Below are 19,694 nucleotides of genomic sequence, written 5' to 3' on the forward strand. Positions count from 1 at the left end.
CCATGGACAAGAAACATATTTTAATCGTAGATGACGACCCGGCGATACTGAGATTGCTCAGTACCAACCTGAAAGCGCGGGGCTACGAAATCTTTACGGCCACGGACGGCGAGGAATCGCTGGAAAAGGTGCAGAAAGACTTCGTTGATTTGATTATCCTCGACCTGATGATGCCCAAGGTGGACGGCGTCGAGGTATGCCGCCGCATCCGCGAGTGGTCGGACATCCCTATTATTATCTTAAGCGCCCGCGGTGATGAAAACGATAAAGTGAAGTGCCTGGAGCTGGGCGCGGACGATTATCTGACCAAGCCTTTCGGCATCGCCGAGCTGATGGCGCGCATCAAGACCGCTTTCCGCCACCGCGGCGACCCCACCGTGGCCCCCGCCCAGCCCTCTTTTGTCAGTGACGGGCTGGAAATCAATTTCGCCAAGCGGCGGGTGACCGTGGACGGCAGGGAGATAACGCTTACCCCCACCGAGTTCGCCCTTTTACAGCACCTGGCGGTAAACTCGGATAAAGTGCTGACCCATAACATGCTGCTGCAAAGCGTCTGGGGCAATGAATACTCATCGGAAAAAGAGTACCTGAGGGTATTCGTGGGGCGGCTGCGCCGCAAGCTGGAACCGGACCCCAAGAACCCCAAGTACATCCAGACCATACCGGGGGTGGGGTACCATATAACCACCTCCGCCCCGGCGACGTCGGTCTAGCGGATTTATACTAATTACGCCGTAGCTTGCAACAAAAAACAATTCGCGTAACCGCTCACCCTGAGCTTGTCGAAGGGCAATACACTAAGCCGCTCATGGATTCGACCCTCCTACGCTGAAGCTATGAAGGGCAAGCAGGCTCACCATGAGCGGTTATTTGTTGGCCTGCATTAGTCCCGGCTCCAATAAATCACCGTCGGGCGGCTTTGCCTCCCCCCGCCGCCATTATTTTCTTCACCCCATTCCGTCCTGCGTCCTGCCGCTATAACCGACCCCGGCGCTGCGCAATCCGCCGCTTATTAAATAAATATCCGCGTTATACTGTATATTTAGTAAAATATACCCCGTTTTTATTTGTTTCTTCCCTGTATTTTAGAGTAAAATCAGTTTAATATTACCTAAAAACAAACGGATAGCTCTAAAAACACGCTCATGAATACGGATAATGCATCGTAAGGAGTTTTTCAGATGACACAAAAAGAAATGGAAGCCAAAATCAAAGCCCTGGAAAAGAAAGTAGGCCTGCTGGAGGACGTTAACGAGGTCAAGAGGCTCCAGCGCGCCTACAGCTATTACGTCATGCACATGATGCGCGATGAGATTGCCGACTGCTTCGCGGACGACCCGGACGTAACCCTGCACTGGCTGGAAGGCACCTGGAAGGGCAAGGAAGGCGTCAACCGCTATTTCGGGGTAGGCACGGACCGGCCCGAGCCGCCGCCCGGCTTTCTCCACCAGGTCATGCCCATCGCCGGGGTGGTGGACGTAGACCCGGACGGCAAGCACGCCAAAGGGCGCTGGTACTCCTTCGGAGGCGTGGCCGTCCCCAACCAAAAGACCGGCAAGACCAGCCCGTCCATCGTCGGCGGCCTGTATGAAATCGAATATATCAAGCAGAAGGGCGTCTGGAAATTCTGGAAGGTGGACTGGATTATCCCCCTGAGCATCAAGATACCCGCGGACTCCTGGTCGCCGGTGGAAGAGCTCGGCAAGGCGATGGAGAGCTTCGTCGCTCCCGGGGCCGATATCCCCACCCCCAAAGGCGACCCCCGCTTCGTTTCCGGCTACATTTTCCCCTTCCATTTCAACCACCCGGTCACCGGCAAACCTACCTCGGAAACCGCCAAGAACGCCAAGCTCCTTGCCAACGTCAAAGCCGCGGCTAAAATCGCCCGGGAAACGCTGGCGACTGAACCCAAAGGTAAAGCCAAGTCCAAAGCTAAGTCCAAAGCCAAAGATAAAGAAAAAGCGGTCGGTAAGGAAAAAACCAAAGCCAAACGCAAGTCCAAAAAATAGTTTTTTCCGGTGTTGCCGGCGGCAATAGGTCTTTGTAAGGAGAATCATGGCGGATAAAAAATATGAAAAGTATATCATTAAAGAAGACAAGACTCCGCCGCCCCCCGCCGAGATGCTGAAAAGGCTGGAGGAGCAGCGGCAGGCGGGCAACTATACGGAAAGCACCCACATGTTCCACCTGACGGATACCGTGGCCAAAGGGGCGTTTTACGTGGACTGCGTCTGGATGTGGGACCAGAAGGGCAAGGTCTATACCGAGATTTCCCACGCCCATGAATGGGACGAGGTCTGGATTTTCGCGGGGACGGACCGCGAGCACCCGCAGGAGCTGGGCGCCGAGCTGGATTTCTACCTCGGCGATGAGCAGTACATCGTGGACAAAAGCTGTATGGTATTCATCCCCGGCGGGCTGGCCCACGGCCCCTGCGGCATGAGGAAAATCGACCGCCCCCTGCTGTTTATCACCATGGGCAACGGCGCCGCTTACACCCGGACCTCCGGCAACGAGACCTAGCCGCCCGGGTATTTATGGATGAGGAGCGATAGTAATGGCCGAAAGAAAATACGCTAAATACATCATCACGGATAACATCCGGATGGGACAGCCACCGGCGGAAATGATGAAACGGATGGAGGAGCAGCGTAAAGCCGGCAACTATACGGAAAGCACTCCCCTCTTTAACCTCAACGAAAAGATCGTGCCGGGGGCTTTTTACGTGGACTGCCACTGGCTCTGGAAGTCCCACGGCCAGCAGGGCATCCAGACGGAGATTGCCCATACCCATGCCTTCGATGAGGTGCTGGGGTTCATCGGGAGCAGCCGCGAAGACCCGCGGAAGCTCGACGGTGAAATAGAGTTCTGGCTGGATGACGAGCAGTACATTATAGATTACTCCTGCCTGATATTCGTGCCCCGCGGGTTAAAGCACCTGCCGCTGGTCTTCCGCCGCATCGATAGTCCCGTGTTCTTTTTCACCGCGGGCAACAGCCGGGCTTACACGCGTTCCTCCGGGAACGAATAACCGGTTTAATTTAGTAAATTTATTTAGAAGGAGATAAGAGAAACATGGCAGCAAAAAACAAATACGAAAAGTGCGTACACACCGGGGACCTGATACGGGAGATCGCCCATTACAGCGGGAAATCAATCGTGGCGCATGACGGCGAATTGGACGCCGATTGCAGCATCGGGTACCACTGCATCACCAAACCCATGTCCTTTGATTTCACCCACGCCCACAAATTCCCGGAGATGCTTTGCTTCATCGGCGGGAACCCGCTGGATATCACGGACTTCGGGGCGGAAATCGATTTCACGCTGGGCGGGGAAAAGTACCATATCACCGAGCCCGCGGTGGTCTCCATACCCGGCAGTGTCAAGCACTGCCCTATCGTTATCAGCAAAGTGACCAAGCCCATCGTCTTCATGGAAGTATCATTGACCCGCGTCTACAAAATGGGGCGCAAACCGCCGCGCAAACCCGGCGAAGCCGCGCCGCCCGCCGCGGTAAAGAAAGCCGCCGCCAAACCTGCCGCCAAAAAACCGGCGGCTAAAGCCAAAGCCGCCCCCGCGGCCAAAGCCAAGCCTAAAGCGAAAAAATAGCTGAATTTATTCCCGCAAACCTCATAGGTTATGTAAACCCCGACCTCCCCGGTCGGGGTTTCTTTTGCCGTCCCGCCCCACCGTATCATTAACAAGTTATTTATCTTATGATTATTTCCGTTTATGCCCTGTTTACTGACCCGGTGTTAATCTTTACGGGTAAAACGAGCAATCATGCCGAAGGAGACTACCATGATGGCGAAAATCAAGGTGCTTATTATCAGCCGCGACCCCGCTCTGGTATCGCTGCTGCAAACAGAGATGAACGACGGCAAGTACGAGATAGTCAATACCGAACGCAGCGGCCTCCAGCTCCGGGAGGTGCTCGGGGCGGAACAGCCGGAATTTATTATCCTGGACATCGTCATGCCTACCCTGGACGGCATCGGCACCTGTCTCCAGCTCCGCCAGTGGACACAGACCCCCATCATGATGCTCAGTACCTGGGACACCGGCGACGGCACGGTCAGGGGTCTCAACCTGGGCTGTGACAGCTATCTGACCGAGCCCTTCGGGATGGATGAGCTGAAACAGAGGATAGAGGACACGCTAAAGCGCATGGCGTCCGCCCCGGAACCCCAGTTCAATATACGCGTCAGTAAAAACTAAATCTACGGCTTCCCCGTGTTATTTGAGGGCCGGGACGGCGCGCCGTCCGACCCTCTTCGTTTACCCCTATTTTCCGCCCCCACGTTTAAAATTTATATTTTGTTTATAGCGCCGCCCCGCCTTTTTATGTTTTATTATCCGCCCCGGCGATAAGCTAGTTCCGTAGCTTAATCGCCACCCACGTTGCTTCAGGTGATGCGACGGTAAGACGATGGGCGGCGTTAAAATAAACGCTTTATCCGGGAGAGAAGCATGATTATACTGTGGATTAGAAAAAAGAACGCGGACAACGCCAAAGCGAAGGATGACGAGTCTTTCAAGAAACACGACGACATTATGAAGAGGTTCCGCCTGGCGCACCCGGACCTGAACATCATCAGCAGCCGGGATATCCTGACGGCGGAAGGCAGCCTGCTGGCGCCCATCGACCGTATAAAACTGGCCGACCACGTGCAAAACTGAGCCGCTACCGGCTGATTTTTGGCCGGGAAACACCGTAACAAGATAAATAAAGCTCTCCTGCCCTTTAGCGCGGGGGAGCTTTTTGTTGGCTGTTTTTACCTGTCAGCTTCAATGCCTTGCCACGATACAGCCGGTAATGCTACAATAAAAAGTCGTAAGTATTAGCCGGGCCGTTAGCTCAACTGGTAGAGCAGATGACTCTTAATCATCAGGTTGGAGGTTCGAGCCCTCCACGGCTCACCATCTTTTTACTTTACTTCCCCCTTCACCCTTCCCTCTTCCCCCTAATCTCTATTCCCTAATCTCTTCCTTTGTTTTATAATAAAGCCAATTCAATACGCCATAATTTCAGTCACAGAGGTGTATTATGAATCCTCCTAGCTGTAAATCTTCCGGCAAGGCAGCGCGTATCACCAGCGCCGATAGCGGCATCGGGTGGCCTCAACAAAGGGGAAAAAAGGATTGGTCGGATGAATTTCATTTCGATTGACGTAGAAACAGCCAATGCTGATATGTCCTCAATCTGCCAAATCGGTATTGCAGAATTTAAAGATGGGGTGTTCGTTAAAGGCTGGAAATCTTATGTTAATCCGGAAGATTATTTTGATCAGATGAATATATCTATCCATGGTATTGATGAAATTACAGTTACAGAAGCTCCCAGATTCCCTGATATAACTGAAATAATCAGTGAATATTTTATTAGTCATATCTGCGTGTGCCATACCCATTTTGATAGAGTTTCCATTATTAAGGCTTTTGAAAAATATGAGATTGAACCGCCGGTTATAAAGTGGTTAGATTCAGCTTTGGTTGCACGACGAACCTGGGAACAATTCGCCTATAAAGGTTATGGTCTGAAAAATATCTGTGACTTTATCGGATATAACTTCACACACCATGATGCATTTGAAGATGCTAAAGCCTCAGGCCATATCATGATTGCGGCTATTGAAAAGACTGGCCTTGATATAGAATCTTGGCTAAAACGTGTACGACAACCCATTAATATCTCTAAATCAAGCGATTCACACCACATTAAGATGAATGGTAATCCAGATGGACCGCTCTATGGTGAAGTGATGGTATTTACCGGTGCTTTATCAATACATAGGAATGAAGCTGTAATAATGGCGGCTAATCTTGGATGCCAGGTTGAGAACAGTGTGACTAAACGGACTACTTTGTTAGTTGCCGGGGACCAAGATATTAAAAAATTAGCGGGTCAAGAAAAGAGTACAAAACATAGAAAGGCAGAGGAACTAATGCTTCAGGGTCAACAGATACGTATATTGAAAGAATCTGATTTTAAGGCATTGGCCTCACTATCATAAATAATTGCCGACGGGGTAATCATCATCTTGATAGTTTTATTTTTGTGACATATTTATATAGGAGGAACTAATATAGATGAATGCTTTAAATATTATCCCTTACCTAGTGGGAGCGGTCAGGTTTTTCGTTGGATTGTTGGCTGTTATTTTTCTTGTCGTAATCTATAAAAACACGATGAGTAATGTTGATTTCGCGGCCAGCGCCGGGGCAAGTGCCATTCAAATCATCCAGCTATATGCTGAGGGCATGTTTAAAGCTTTGGCAGTAACAGGCGGGGCTGTTGCTCTGTATATACTATCAAGGTTCTATCAACGGAACCCTAATCACCTTTAAAATGAGTAGGAGCTGCCGGTTTTAGCTACGAGGTGTAGTTTTGCATGGTTTGCCATTTAGTTCCTTGTAATCATCAGGTTGGAGGTTCGAGCCCTCCACGGCTCACCATATTTTCCCTTCCCTCTTCCCCCTAATCTCTATTCCCTAATCTCTTCCCCCTAAAAAAAAGCCTGCCCGGCGTATAGCTTGTCAGGCAGGCTCTTAATTAACTATTCGGCAACTATTTAGCCCGGGGGCGGCCCGAAGGGGAACTTGGGCGGCGGCCAGAGCTCTTCCGCCAGTTCTTTCAGCCCCAGGTCCATCAGCTTTTGCTTGGAGGGCTTGGTGGAAATCGGGTCCCAGTCTATGGCGCCCATGTTCCAGTAAACCTGGGCTTTCTGGTCGATGGTGACGCCGGCCAGCGGCCCTTCCTTCTGCGGCGGGTCGCCGATTATCCGGGGATGCGGCGTCCAGTTCAGCTCGCAGATGCCCTCGCGCAGGTTGAAAATATGTCTCAAAGCGCCGATCCTATCCCCGCATTTGAGGACTTCGGCCAGCGTATAGTTGAAGCCGGTGACCGCGTTCAGGAAGTCCACCATCCTGGCCGGTCCCGCCCCGAACCCGAAACCTATCAGGCACAGGCCGCTGGAATTGAGGACATGGGTGCTGAAGCCGCCGGGGCCGAAGCCCTGGGTATGGCGGCCGGGGGTGGCGTCCATCTGGTAGCGGGCGCCCGAGCTCATGCCATGCCCCAGTTTGGGGTCGTGCATGCCCACTTCCTGCCCGCCGACGTGCACGGCGAATTTCTCCGCGCCCTTGCCGATTTTCTCCGCCGCCACCTTGACGCCGTCGGCCAGGATATCGCCCAGCCCTTCCCTTTTAGCCATTTTCTCGGTCATGGCTACCAGCGCCTGGTGATTGCCCCATTTAAGGTCGATGCCGTCCGTGTCTTTCTTGGTAATAATGCCGTTTTCATAGCACTCTATGGCGAAGGCGATAATCGTGCCGGCGGATATCGTGTCCAGTCCGTAGCGGTTACAGATATCGTTGGCCTTGTTGATGGACTCGGTGTTGCTGTTACCGCAGAGCACCCCGAAGCTACCCTGCGTTTCGTATTCCGGCCGCCTGACGCCGGCGGGGTATTCGTATTCCACGCCTTCTTTGAGGACGGCCTTGCAGGCCACCGGGCAGCGCCAGCAGCCGCCCAGCTTGGTTACGTAAGAAGCCAGGACGTCCGCCTTGAGGCCTTCCACGTTGGGTATATCGACGACGCCGATGCCGCCCCAGTTCCTGACCGGGGTATCGCCGCTGACGGCGGAGTTGGCGGTCATGGCGGAGGTGCCGAATTTGTGCAGCCCTTCCAGGTTCATCGGGCCGGGCGCCGCCAGCTCTTTGACGTGTTCTTTTCTCAGCCGGTCGGCGGCTTCCTTGTCGGCGATGGTAACCGCCGCGGTACCCCGGGCGACCACCGCCTTGAGCTTCTTGGAGCCCATCACCGCCCCCAGCCCGGAGCGCCCCGCCGCCGAACCGTGGTCCGTCATGATGGCCGCGATGAGCGACAGCTTTTCTCCGGCCGGGCCGATGCAGACCGCCCGGCTGTTTTTGCCGTATTCCGCTTCCAGTGTTTCTTCCGTTTCGTAAGCGTCCTTGCCCCAGAGATGGCCGGCGTCTTTCAGCTCCGCCTTGCCCTCGTCGATTAACAGATACACCGGCTTGGCGGAGGCGCCGGTGAAAAACACGCCGTCATAACCGGAAAATTTCAAATAAGGCCCGAAGAACCCGCCGGAGTTGGCATCACCCCACCCCCCGGTTATCGGGGACTTAGCCACGGCGGCGTAGCGGGCGCCGGAGGGAATCGGCGTGCCGGTGCAGGGGCCGCTGATAAGCCCTAAAATGTTTTCCGGTCCCAGCGGGTCAACGCCCGGCTTCATGTGGTCGTAAAGCTTCCTTACCCCGATGCCGTAGCCCCCGATGTAGTCCCGGTACAGGCTTTCGTCCGGGGTTTCAACGGTAATTTTCCCGGTGGTAAGGTCCACCCATAGCAGCTTTCCCATGTATCCAGGCGTCATATTATACTCCTTTTACCGGTCTCGGTTAGTGTCATATTTATACTACTTTGATTGTCCCACGCCCGGCTTTTGATGTCAATATTGTCCATTTCCATCCATAATTACGGCCAAACCACCAACAAAATATAAAGCTAACCCTGACCTTCTTGACGCTTTATCATCTAGTAATCTCAATCCAATTAGAATATAATTTTTCTATAGGTCTTGAGCGGGTAAAAAAGGAGCACAGCAGTGACGTACCTTAAAATACCGGAACGCATCAGCCGTCTCAGAGAGCTGGCCACCAATCTCTGGTGGAGCTGGCACCCGGAAGGCCGGCTGGTTTTCCGCACCCTGGATTATACCCTCTGGAGACTGACCGGGCACAATCCCATCCAGATGCTTTACGATATCAGCCGCGAAAAGCTGGAAGCGGCGGCGGCCGATTCATCCTTCCTGGCGATTTACGATGCCGCCATGACCTCCTTCGACGCCGATACCCGGGACGGCTCTTCCTGGTACCGGCAGGTACACCCCGGCGCTTTTAACGGCCCGGTGGCCTATTTTTCCATGGAGTTCGCCCTGCATAACTCCCTGCCCATCTATGCCGGCGGCCTGGGCGTGCTGGCCGGCGACCTGTGCAAAGAGTCCAGCGACCTGGGCATCCCCATGGCGGCGGTGGGGTTTATGTACCCGCAGGGCTATTTTCACCAGCGCATTTCCTCGGAAGGCTGGCAGGAAGAAGAATACCGCCAGCTGGATTTTAACAAAGCCCCGGTTACCCGCATCCTTTCCAGCTCCGGCCAGCGCTGCCTGGTAGAGGTAAAGCTGGATAAAAGAACGCTGCACATCGGCGCCTGGCTGGTGCAGCTGGGGCGGGTGAAACTTTACCTGCTGGATACCGGACTGGAAGAAAACGAGCTCCAGGACCGCCAGCTTTCCAACCGACTTTACACCGCTGACCGCGAGCAGCGCCTGGTGCAGGAAATCCTGCTGGGCATCGGCGGGGTGCGCGTGCTGCGCTCCCTGGGCATCAGCCCGTCCATCTGGCACGCCAATGAAGGGCATACGGCTTTTATGACGCTGGAGCGCATCCGGGAAGAGGTAGCCGCCGGGGCGTCTTTCGAGGACGCCGCGGCAAAGATACGGCGCAACACCATTTTCACCACCCATACGCCCGTCCCGGCCGGGCATGATGTCTTTACCACACAGCTCATGGAGCATTACTTTGAAAGCTACTGGCCGCTGCTGGACATCGATAAGGAGACTTTCCTGGACCTGGGCCGCGATAGCGAAGCCCCCAAAAACAGCTTTAACATGACCATCCTGGCGATGAAGACCTCCGGCTACCGCAACGCCGTCAGCCGGCTACACGGCAAAGTCACCCGGCATATGTGGCACAGCCTGTGGCCGGACGTGCCGGAGGACAAAGTCCCCATATCCTACGTTACCAACGGGATTCACGTGCCCACCTGGGTGGCCCTGGAGACCCGGCAGCTATACAGCAAGTACCTGGGCATCGACTGGATGGAAAAACACGATGACCCGGCGCTATGGGAACGCATTAACGACATCCCGGACGCGGAGCTGTGGGAGCTCCACCAGGTGCTCAAGCGCAAACTGTTCCACATCATCCTGGAGCGGGCGCAGCAGCGCTGGTCGCATAAAGACATATCACCCCAGCAAATCCTTTCCATGGGCTCTCTGCTTGACCACGATGCGTTAACCATATGCTTCGTGCGGCGTTTCGCGGAATACAAGCGCCCCTCTTTGCTGTTCCAGGACCTGGAGCGCATCAAGCGCATTATCAATGACGAGGAGCGCCCCGTCCAGATTATCTTCGCCGGCAAATCGCACCCGGCGGACACGGCCTCCAAGCTGCTGCTCCAGCAGGTGCACAACCTGACCAAAGACCATACCTTCCAGGGTCGCATCGCCTTTCTGGAGGACTATGACATGCGTCTGGCCCGGTACCTGGCCCAGGGCGCGGATATCTGGCTCAATACCCCCCGCCGCCTCCAGGAAGCCTCCGGCACCAGCGGCATGAAAGCCTGCCTCAACGGCGTCCTCCACCTCAGCGTGCCGGACGGCTGGTGGCATGAGGCTTTTACCGACGGCAACGGCTGGGCTATCGGCGACGACACGATTAAAAGCTGCTGCGAGGAAGAGGACAAGTCCGACGCCGACGCGCTGTATGACCTGCTGGAGGAAGAGGTAATCCCGCTCTATTACCAGCGCGACCGGAACAGCCTGCCGCCGGGCTGGATTGCCATGATGAAAAATTCCATACGCACCATCGTCCCCGTCTATTCCGCGCGCCGCATGCTCAAAGAGTACTGCGAACAAATGTACCTCCCGGCCTCCCGGGCATGATATTATGATGAAACAATTGAACGGACCGATGGACAGCCGCTGCCGCATCATCATCGAGGGCGTCAGCCCGGAAGTGGACGGCGGACGCTATCCCGCCAAGGCCGCCGCCGGCGATACGGTCAACGTCGAGGCGGATATCTACGCGGACGGCCATGACGTGTTGTCCGCCCGCCTCCTTTACCGCCGCGGTGAAGAGACCGGGTGGCGGGAGACCCCAATGCGGCTGCTGGTCAATGACCGCTGGGCGGGGTCGTTCGCCGCCGCAGAAATCGGCGACTATATTTTCACCATCACCGCCTGGGTGGACTGCTTCAAGACCTGGCGGCGCGACCTGAAAAAACGCCTGCTGGCCGCTGATAAAGACCTGATGGTGCACTTCCGCAGCGGCATCGAGATGATAACGGAGGTCAGGCGCTGCGCCTCCAAAAACAACAAGCACGGCCTGAAGACTTTACTGGATACGCTCAACTCCCCCACCGTCAGCGACGAGGAAAAAATAGACCTGGCCATGAGCGACGAAATAACGGAGCTGATGGAAAAATGCACCGACCGCCGGAACCCCGCCACCTATGCCAAAGAGCTCACGGTAAGAGTGGAACGGGAAAAAGCCGGCTTCAGCGCCTGGTACGAGATGTTTCCCCGCTCCGTCTCCCCGGCGCCGGGGAAACACGGCACCTTCCGGGACTGCGAGGCGCGTCTGCCCTACATCGCGGAAATGGGCTTCGACGTGCTCTATCTGCCCCCCATCCACCCGGTAGGCGTCACCAGCCGCAAGGGGAAGAACAACGCGGTGGCCGCTAATAACGGCGACCCCGGCACGCCCTGGGCTATCGGGGCGGCGGAGGGGGGCCATAAAGCCGTCAATCCGGAGCTGGGCACGCTGGAGGATTTCCGGCGCTTCCTGGCCAAAGCCGGGGAATTCAATATGGAAATCGCCCTGGATATCGCCTTCCAGTGCTCGCCGGACCACCCTTACGTCAGGGAGCACCCGGAGTGGTTCCTCAGGCGGCCGGACGGCACTATCCAGTACGCGGAAAATCCCCCCAAGAAGTACCAGGATATCTATCCCTTGAACTTCGATACGGAAAACTGGCGGGAGCTGTGGGAAGAGCTGAAAAGCATCGTGGTGTTCTGGGCGGAGCAGGGCGTGCGCATCTTCCGCGTGGACAACCCCCACACCAAGCCCTTCCGGTTCTGGGAGTGGCTTATCGGGGAGGTAAAGCAAGACTACCCGGACGCCATTTTCCTGGCCGAGGCGTTCACCCGCCCCAAGGTGATGTACCGCCTGGCCAAGCTCGGCTTTACGCAGTCGTACACCTACTTTACCTGGCGTAATCATAAAAAAGACCTGACGGAATACCTGGTGGAGCTGACGCAGACGCCGGTCAAAGATTTCTTCCGGCCCAATTTCTGGCCGAACACCCCGGATATCCTCCACGCCTACCTGCAAAAGGCGGGACAGTGGTCTTTCCAGGCGCGACTGGTGCTGGCGGCCACGCTCTCCTCCAACTACGGCATTTACGGCCCGGCCTTCGAGCTGATGGAGAATACGCCGCGCGCCCCGGGCAGCGAGGAATATTTGAACTCGGAAAAATATGAAATAAAACACTGGGACACCGACCGGCCGGACAGCCTCAAGGGCTTTATCGGCAGCGTCAACCGTATTCGTAAAGAAAACCCGGCCCTGCGCCGCAATCGTAATTTATGGTTCAACGCCTCCGCCAACGACCATATTATCTGCTACAGCAAGCACACGGACGACCGCGCCAATATCATCTTTATAGCGGTGAACCTGGATCCCCAGGCCATACAGTCCTCCATGGTCAACGTGCCGCTGGCGGCCTGGGGCTTCGATACGGAAAAACCGTACCAGGTGATCGACCTGCTTTCCGGCAAGTCCTACACCTGGCGGGGGGAATGGAACTACGTGGAGCTTAATCCCGCCGTCTGCCCCGCCCACATCTTCCGCCTAACCGACCTCACCCCGGCGCCGGTCAAAGAGGCTGTTCCTGAGGTTGAGGACGAGAAAGGTCAATACTAAAATCATGACGCCGAAAAAGAACGCCAAACCGCCCCAGCCCGCGCCAACCCCTAACGCGCCCCCCGTCCGCTATGATGTTTCCCTGCTTTCCGATGACGACCTCTACCTTTTCAACGAAGGCAATCACTACCAGCTTTACGATAAGCTCGGCGCGCACCCCCGCGTGATCGACGGCGCGGCCGGGACGCACTTCGCCGTCTGGGCGCCCAACGCCCGGGAAGTATCCGTCACCGGCGACTTTAACGGCTGGAACAAATCAAGCCATCCCCTGCGGCAGCGGGGCAAGTCCGGCATCTGGGAAGGTTTTATTAACGGCATCGGGACGGGCGCGGTCTATAAATACCACCTCGTTTCCCATGTCCGGAAATACACCGTCGACAAAGCCGACCCCTTTGCGTTTTACGCCGAGACCCCGCCCAAAACGGCCTCCATCGTGCGCGACCTGGCTTACGACTGGGGGGACGCCGACTGGATGGCCAAGCGGCAGAAAAATAACGCGCTGGACGCCCCCTTTTCTATCTATGAGATGCACCTGGGCTCCTGGCGGCGCGTGGTGGAGGAAGGCAACCGCTATCTGACCTACCGCGAGCTCGCCCCGCAAATCGCCGATTATATCAAGCAACTAGGCTTCACCCACGTGGAGCTGCTGCCGGTCATGGAGCACCCCTTTTACGGCTCCTGGGGCTACCAGACCACCGGCTACTTTGCCCCCACCTCCCGCTACGGCGCCCCCCAGGACTTCATGTACCTGGTGGACTACCTGCACCAACAGGGCATCGGCGTTATCCTGGACTGGGTTCCCTCCCATTTCCCCGATGACGAGCACGCCCTGAATTTCTTCGACGGCACCCACCTCTATGAGCACGCCGACCCCGCCCTGGGCATCCACCCGGACTGGAACAGCTGCATCTTTAACTACGGCCGGGACGAGGTGCGGAGCTTCCTCAAGAGCAGCGCCCTTTTCTGGCTGGAAAAGTACCACGCGGACGGCCTGCGGGTGGACGCCGTGGCCTCCATGATTTATCTGGACTACGGGCGCAAGCACGGGGAGTGGATACCCAATAAAAACGGCGGGCGGGAAAACCTGGACGCCATCGCCTTTTTAAAGCAGCTCAACGAGGTGGTCTACCGGGAAAAGCCGGATGTGCAGACCATCGCCGAGGAGTCCACCGCCTGGCCGGGGGTGTCCCGCCCCGTTTATTCCGGCGGGCTCGGCTTCGGCATGAAATGGGACATGGGCTGGATGCACGATACACTGGTCTATCTGGGCCGCGACCCCGTTTACCGCAGGTATCACCAGAACGATATCACCTTCCGCATGGTCTACGCCTTTACCGAGAATTTTGTGCTTCCCCTCTCCCATGACGAGGTGGTGTACGGCAAGTCATCGCTGCTGGGCAAGATGCCGGGGGATGACTGGCAGAAGTTCGCCGGACTGCGCCTGCTTTACGGCTACATGTACGCCCAGCCCGGCAAGAAAAACCTCTTCATGGGCGGGGAGTTCGGGCAGTGGCGGGAGTGGTCGCACGAAAGCTCTCTGGACTGGCACCTTACGCAGTATGACCGCCATGCCGGCATCCAGCGCTGGGTGGCCGACCTCAATAAGCTGTACCGGGAGCAGCCCTCTTTACACGAGCTGGACTTTGAGGCCGACGGCTTCGAGTGGCTGGACACCAGCGACGCCGATAACAGCATCATCAGCTTTATCCGCAAGGGGCGCAAACCGGAAGATCTCACCATTATCGTCTGCAACTTCACCCCGCAGACGCACTTCAAGTACGATATCGGCGTGCCCCTGCCGGGCGCCTGGCGGGAAATACTCAACAGCGATAGCCCCGCCTGCGGGGGCAGCGGCCAGGGCAATCCCGGCGCGCTTGCCACCCAGAACAAGCCGAGGCACGGACGGCCTCATTCTTTGACCTTGACCATACCGCCGCTGGGCGTGATTTTCCTGCGGCGGCAGGATAAATGATTTATCCGGAAAGCGGTGATATATGGACGGCATCGTCTGGACAATCGTCGGCATCTGTGCCGCCGCGCTTACCAGCTTCAGCTTTTTACCCCAGGTAACCAAGATATTGAAATGCCGCTCCGCGCGTGACGTCAGCCATATTACCATGTGGCAGCTGACCGCGGGCAACGCTCTGTGGTTAACTTACGGCATCGGCCGGCACGACTGGGTAATCATCGGGGCGAACATCGTGGCTATTTCCATACTGGTGGCCGGGCTGGCGCTCTATTACCGCTTCCGCGTTGTAGAAACCTGACGGCGCTTTTTACCCTTCCGTCCCCACCCGCAGAGAAAGGTCGTTGCCCAGACCGGCGAACGCTTTCACCCACTGTCGGGCCGCGGCATCGCCCCGCCCGGCTTTCAGCTGGAGGACGGCGTAGTCCTTGCCCAGCATCTCCCAGTAGAGGTTCTGCACCTTCCACAGGTCTACCGGGAAGGGCAGGCCGCGCGCCAGCGTTATCGCTTCCCCCAGCTTCTTCAGCCTGTCCGTATCAGCGGGGGCGGCCGCCAGCGCCGCCATCATTTTTTCCAGCGTTAACTTAAGGTCGTAGCCGATGCCCTCGCCGTCAACTATTATCTGCCACTTCCCGGCGGTATCAATAAGGCTGCGCACGGACTCCACATCCACCGCGCCCCCGTTGACGGCGCGGTGCAAATCTATATTGATAATCAGCTCGGCGGCGGAGTGGAAAGCGCGGGGCACCGGGCCGCCCAGCTCGGAAAGGAAACGCATCGGGGAATAGTGGTTCTCGTAGAGCTGCCGGTAGGCCCGCTCGATATCCGTCATCGTCGACTGCAAGATATAGTCCAGCACCTTGCGCTGCTCGTCGCGGAAAAGCGACTTCAGGGAATAGGCCGCGCCGCCGTAGCTCTTATCCAGCAGCCGCATCACCTGGGTAAAGTCGGCGGTAGAGCAGCTGTTGGCTATCTCACTTACCGTTTGCTGATACGGCTCTTCGCCCTGGTAATCGTGCACCCCGGCGTTGATGACATGCCCGCCCAGGTGAAAGACGCCGTAGCTTATCAGCGCCGTTTCCTCCGTAATCTCGGAGGTTATGCGGCTCCGCCCGGTCACCAGCCTGGCCTGGCCGCACTCCGTGACATGGTAGTCCTCATTATCCACGAAATAGCAATAGACCTTGTTGTTATCGCTATAGTCTTCAAAGAGAGAGCTGATGGCGTAATGCGCGGCCACTTTATCTAAATCTATCATGGCGGGTCGCACTAAATTATCGTAAATGCGGCGGCCATCCCCCTGCTCCGGTATATTGCTTTTAGCCTGCTCCAGAATCTTGAGGAAGTCCTCCTCCGTATCCCCGCTGAAAAGGTCGCGGGCCAATTGGACCACCCGGCCGGCATACTGGATGACCTGCACCGGCTCCGGTCGGGAAAGCTCATCGAAGAACCAGCCGCAGCTGGTGTACATCAGCATGGCGTGGCGCTGCAGCTCCAGCAGCTTGAGCGCCGTTACCCGCTCTGCCGGGTTCAGCTCGTGAGAGGCGTATTTCTGGAAGAATTGAGCCACGTTTTCCTTGGAGCGGTCCAGTATCACATCTATATAGCCATTGCGGGCGTCCCAGGGGTCTTTAAACAGCGGGGCGGCTTTTTCTGCATAGCGGGGGGCGATGGTGTCCCGCAGAAAGTCCATGGCGTTGCGCAGCGGCGTGCGCCATTTCTGGTTCCATTCCGGGTGGTTGCCCGCGCCGGTGGTACAGCCGTCATCGCTCCACCAGCGGTCCACGCCGTGGGTGCAGCTCCAGGACGATTTTTCGATAATTTTCACCTCGAAGTCCGGCGGGTATTTGGACAGGAACTCGCCGTAGTTGGTGATTTTAGCCGCCCCGCCGTTTTCGATGTCATGGATGGCGTAAGCCAGCGCCATATCGGCGAAGCGGTGGTGGTGCCCATAGGTCTCGCCGTCGGTGGCGATGTTGACCAGCTGGGGGTGGTCGCGTTTCTCGGAAAAAGCGTCGGACAGCCTGCCGGCGAATACATCGCCGTTTTTCAGCAGGTCTTTAAAAGAAACGTCGGCGGAAATGGGGCCATCGTAAAAGAATACGCTGATTTTCCGCCCGGAGGGGAGGTTTACGAAATACGCCCGGGTGGGGTCGATAGTCCCCCCGCTAACGTCCCGCCAGTTCTGGGCGCCGCCGCGGCGCGCCTTGGCCGCCTGGTACGGGGAGAGGACGGTGAATTTAATGCCCAGCTCCGTCATGATATCCAGCGTCTCCAGGTCCACGGCGGTCTCCGGCAGCCACATGCCTTCCGGCTGGCGCCCGAAGCGGTACACGAAATCCCTGATGCCCCACGCCACCTGGCTGTAGCGGTCGCGGTAATTGGCCAGCGGCATGATGAGGTGGCTGTAGGCCTGCGCCATCGCCGAGCCGTGCCCGGAGAAATCTATAACGCTCTGTTTATCCGCTTCCAGGACGGCCTGATAAACGTCCGGACTGTTATCTTCCAGCCAGGTCAGGAGGGTAGGCCCGAAGTCGAAACTGATTTTGGCGTAGTTATTGACGATTTTAGCGATAAACCCGTCTTTTCCCAGGATGCGGGAGGAGGTATTGGGCAGATAGCATTCGGCGGTAATACGCTCATTCCAGTCGTGGTAGGGATAGGCCGAGTTCTGCCACTCTACGTACTCCAGCCAGGCGTTCTCGCGCGGCGGCTGGTAGAAATGCCCGTGAATACAGATATAGCGTTCCATCTAGCCTTCCCTTTCCATCCGGTGTTTACGGCGACGGTCAACCCCGGCCAGCGCGGCGCTGACGTCTTTATCGTTACTGAACTCCTTTAAAGTATAGCACGCTTTGCGCCGCCAGCTGGGGTACTTTTCACCTACGCCCGGCACGTTCTGCGACCGCTTTTCCAGCCAGAGGTCTTCCAGGTTGACCAGCACCGTGCGCGACCGGCTGGCGCTGAGATAGGCCAGGCAGGCACTCAACGCCGCCCGCGTGCCGGAGGCCGCTTTAGCCAGGAACTTCTTCTGCCGGAGGAAATTGGTCAGGCTGTTTTTTACCACGCGCCGATGCTTTCTTTCCTCTACAGCCCCGGCGGCGTCCGTCAGACCCATGTTTAATCTTTCCTTAATATCGTCCCCGTCCCAGAAAGCGGCGAAGGGCGACATATCGTGGGTATTGAGGCTGGCCACGGTGGACGGTGCGATAGCGTGCATGGCTTTGGAGGCGTCCTCCGCCAGCTCATAATAGAGGACGTACATGCGGTCCAGCCCGTGGCGGGACATGCTTTTACGCACGTAGCCGGGCACCATGCCCAAGTCTTCACCGACGATGACGCATTGGTGACAATGGGACTCCAGGCAAAGGACGGCGTAAAGCTCTTCCGCATGGTACTTAACGTACACCCCCCGCCCGGCATCTCCTCCCGGCGGAATCCAGAAAAGGCGGTGCAGCCCCATCACATGGTCGACGCGCAATATATCCGCGTACTGCAAGTTGTGCCGCAGGTAGTCGCGCACGTATTGATAGCCGTCCCGCCTTATATTTTCCGGGTGGAGCGGGGGGCAATACCAGTCCTGCCCACCGGTAAAAACGGCATCCGGCGGCGCTCCGGCGGTCACGCCGGCCACAAAGCTGTCCCGGTGCTGCCATACATCGAACCCGGCGGCGTGGACGCCCAGCGGCAAATCGAAGTACATTTTCATGCCTTTGGCGCGGGCGTTTACGGATAGCTCCTCCACCTGCCGGTGCGCCAGCCACTGCGCGTAAAGTTGGTAGTCTTTAACGTTATCATCGTAGTCACCGGGGGTAATATTGCCGTCCCGCAAAGTCTGCGGCCAGGCCGGCCAGGGCGCTTCACGCTTTTCCATCACCGCCCGGAAGGCGGCGTAGCGCTCCACCAGCGGGTTTTCCCGTACAAAGCGGAGGAACTCATCGCGGCGTGCGCCCGGCCTGTTCAAGAGGCAGCGGCACATTTCCTCCATGGCCCGCCGCTTCAAAGCCATGACACCGCGGTAGTCCACCAGCGGGTTTTGGCGCAGTCTTGCAATTTCCCCCCGGAAAGCGTCCGAGTTTACCAGCGACCGCGCCGCGGGGCAGTCGTCAAGCTCCGGCAATCCGGCTATATCCACGTAAAACTCGCTCCAGAGCAAGCGGCTGACCGGCGCGTAGGGGCTGGCCTCGTAAGGCTCGTCCAGGTAGAGCGGCAGCAAAGGCAGCGTAGCCAGGACGCTCCCCCCTTTTCCCCCCACCCAGTCCGCCAGCTCCCCTAAAGCGCGGTAGTCCCCGCTGCCCCAGCTATCTTTCCCCCGTAAAGCGTACAGCGGGATAAATGTGCCCCAGCGCCGTTCATCGGGGCCTTCCGGTGTGAATGTTTTCTGCGGCGCGGCGATGATTTGCGTCCGGCAGGAATTACCCTTCATATCTAAAGTCAGCCGGTGATAGCCGTAAGGCAGTCCCCGCGTCAAGGTAATCTCTCTGGTCAAATAGCTGATGCCCTCGACGTCAGTGCCGGAAAGGACTTTCATGGCGTCCGGCGGCACCGGCCATTCCGTCCGCTCCCCGCTTTCCGTCTCCAGGCGGCAGGTCACGGGGGCATCCGCCAGGGGGGCGGGGCAATTCATTTTGACCGCCGGGCGCGCCCCGTCCCAGGCTATAGTAACCGGTTCGACCGGCTGCCGCCGGAGCGACAGTTTTCTTTCCCGTATGGCCGCCGGGATGTCCTTTTCCGTTATTACCGGGGCGCCCAGGGCTTTAAGTATCGCCAGCAGGCTTTCCGGGGCAGCCGGTTCCAGGAAACGGTCGATATTTAAATACGCCGTCTGCACGTTGTAAAGTCGGGCAAGCTGCCCGAGCTGTAATTTCATCCTGGCTGTTTCCATATTCACTCGTTAATAAACCATTTTAAGACAATTCTCCATAGATTTCCATGT

At 57.0% G+C, this 19,694-nt stretch carries 16 protein-coding genes and 1 tRNA gene; 14 read left to right on the top strand and 3 right to left on the bottom strand.

The features are described 5' to 3' along the window. The first annotated feature begins 2 nt into the window (after positions 1-2). The 10 genes from WC370_05180 (at position 3) to WC370_05225 (ending at position 6,351) form a co-directional block, all read left to right on the top strand. On the top strand, positions 3-713 hold the full coding sequence (locus WC370_05180) for a response regulator transcription factor (protein MFA5308866.1): 711 nt from the start codon (positions 3-5) through the stop codon (positions 711-713). Between the two features lie 468 nt (positions 714-1,181). Next, complete coding sequence (locus WC370_05185; protein MFA5308867.1) at positions 1,182-2,009, top strand: nuclear transport factor 2 family protein; 828 nt, start codon at positions 1,182-1,184, stop codon at positions 2,007-2,009. A gap of 46 nt (positions 2,010-2,055) precedes the next feature. Beyond that, positions 2,056-2,523: a hypothetical protein gene (locus WC370_05190; protein MFA5308868.1), complete on the top strand. Its 468-nt coding sequence runs from the start codon at positions 2,056-2,058 to the stop codon at positions 2,521-2,523. A gap of 34 nt (positions 2,524-2,557) precedes the next feature. Then, a complete protein-coding gene (locus WC370_05195; protein ID MFA5308869.1) occupies positions 2,558-3,031 on the top strand; it encodes a hypothetical protein in 474 nt (157 codons plus the stop codon). 44 nt (positions 3,032-3,075) lie between these two features. Then, positions 3,076-3,612, top strand: coding sequence for a hypothetical protein (locus WC370_05200; GenBank protein MFA5308870.1), 537 nt, complete (start codon positions 3,076-3,078; stop codon positions 3,610-3,612). A gap of 174 nt (positions 3,613-3,786) precedes the next feature. Further along, positions 3,787-4,221, top strand: coding sequence for a response regulator (locus tag WC370_05205; GenBank protein MFA5308871.1), 435 nt, complete (start codon positions 3,787-3,789; stop codon positions 4,219-4,221). 252 nt (positions 4,222-4,473) lie between these two features. Next, positions 4,474-4,683 carry a hypothetical protein gene (locus WC370_05210; GenBank protein ID MFA5308872.1) on the top strand — a complete coding sequence of 70 codons (210 nt, stop codon included), beginning with the start codon at positions 4,474-4,476 and terminating at the stop codon, positions 4,681-4,683. Positions 4,684-4,850: 167 nt separating this feature from the next. Next, positions 4,851-4,926 (top strand) — tRNA-Lys (locus tag WC370_05215). Between the two features lie 227 nt (positions 4,927-5,153). After that, positions 5,154-6,017, top strand: coding sequence for an exonuclease domain-containing protein (locus WC370_05220; GenBank protein ID MFA5308873.1), 864 nt, complete (start codon positions 5,154-5,156; stop codon positions 6,015-6,017). Positions 6,018-6,093: 76 nt separating this feature from the next. Next, the gene (locus tag WC370_05225) at positions 6,094-6,351 is read left to right on the top strand and encodes a hypothetical protein (protein ID MFA5308874.1); all 258 of its coding nucleotides are present in this window, start codon (positions 6,094-6,096) and stop codon (positions 6,349-6,351) included. Between the two features lie 224 nt (positions 6,352-6,575). Here the strand turns inward: WC370_05225 and WC370_05230 are convergent, their stop codons facing one another. Next, positions 6,576-8,399, bottom strand: coding sequence for an aldehyde ferredoxin oxidoreductase family protein (locus WC370_05230; protein ID MFA5308875.1), 1,824 nt, complete (start codon positions 8,397-8,399; stop codon positions 6,576-6,578). A 231-nt stretch (positions 8,400-8,630) separates the two neighbouring features. Between WC370_05230 and glgP the strand changes: the two genes are divergently transcribed. Genes glgP through WC370_05250 form a run of 4 tightly spaced genes read left to right on the top strand, consistent with a single transcriptional unit; the run spans position 8,631 to position 15,059 of the window. Next, on the top strand, positions 8,631-10,751 hold the full coding sequence (gene glgP, locus WC370_05235) for an alpha-glucan family phosphorylase (protein MFA5308876.1): 2,121 nt from the start codon (positions 8,631-8,633) through the stop codon (positions 10,749-10,751). 4 nt (positions 10,752-10,755) lie between these two features. Then, positions 10,756-12,792, top strand: a complete 2,037-nt coding sequence (locus WC370_05240; GenBank protein MFA5308877.1) for an alpha-1,4-glucan--maltose-1-phosphate maltosyltransferase — start codon at positions 10,756-10,758, stop codon at positions 12,790-12,792. After that, entirely contained in the window at positions 12,767-14,764 is a 1,998-nt protein-coding gene (gene glgB / locus WC370_05245; GenBank protein MFA5308878.1) for a 1,4-alpha-glucan branching protein GlgB, read from the top strand. Before WC370_05240 ends, glgB begins: the two co-directional genes overlap by 26 nt. Positions 14,765-14,786: 22 nt before the next feature. Beyond that, on the top strand, positions 14,787-15,059 hold the full coding sequence (locus tag WC370_05250; GenBank protein MFA5308879.1) for a SemiSWEET family transporter: 273 nt from the start codon (positions 14,787-14,789) through the stop codon (positions 15,057-15,059). 9 nt (positions 15,060-15,068) lie between these two features. Here the strand turns inward: WC370_05250 and WC370_05255 are convergent, their stop codons facing one another. Together WC370_05255 and malQ are read right to left on the bottom strand one after the other, a co-directional pair. Further along, positions 15,069-17,510, bottom strand: a complete 2,442-nt coding sequence (locus tag WC370_05255) for a DUF3536 domain-containing protein (protein MFA5308880.1) — start codon at positions 17,508-17,510, stop codon at positions 15,069-15,071. Further along, positions 17,511-19,643 carry a 4-alpha-glucanotransferase gene (malQ, locus tag WC370_05260; GenBank protein MFA5308881.1) on the bottom strand — a complete coding sequence of 711 codons (2,133 nt, stop codon included), beginning with the start codon at positions 19,641-19,643 and terminating at the stop codon, positions 17,511-17,513. Between the last annotated feature and the right edge of the window lie 51 nt (positions 19,644-19,694).

The organism is Dehalococcoidales bacterium, assembly GCA_041652735.1.
In the GTDB taxonomy this organism is placed as follows: domain Bacteria; phylum Chloroflexota; class Dehalococcoidia; order Dehalococcoidales; family RBG-16-60-22; genus RBG-13-51-18.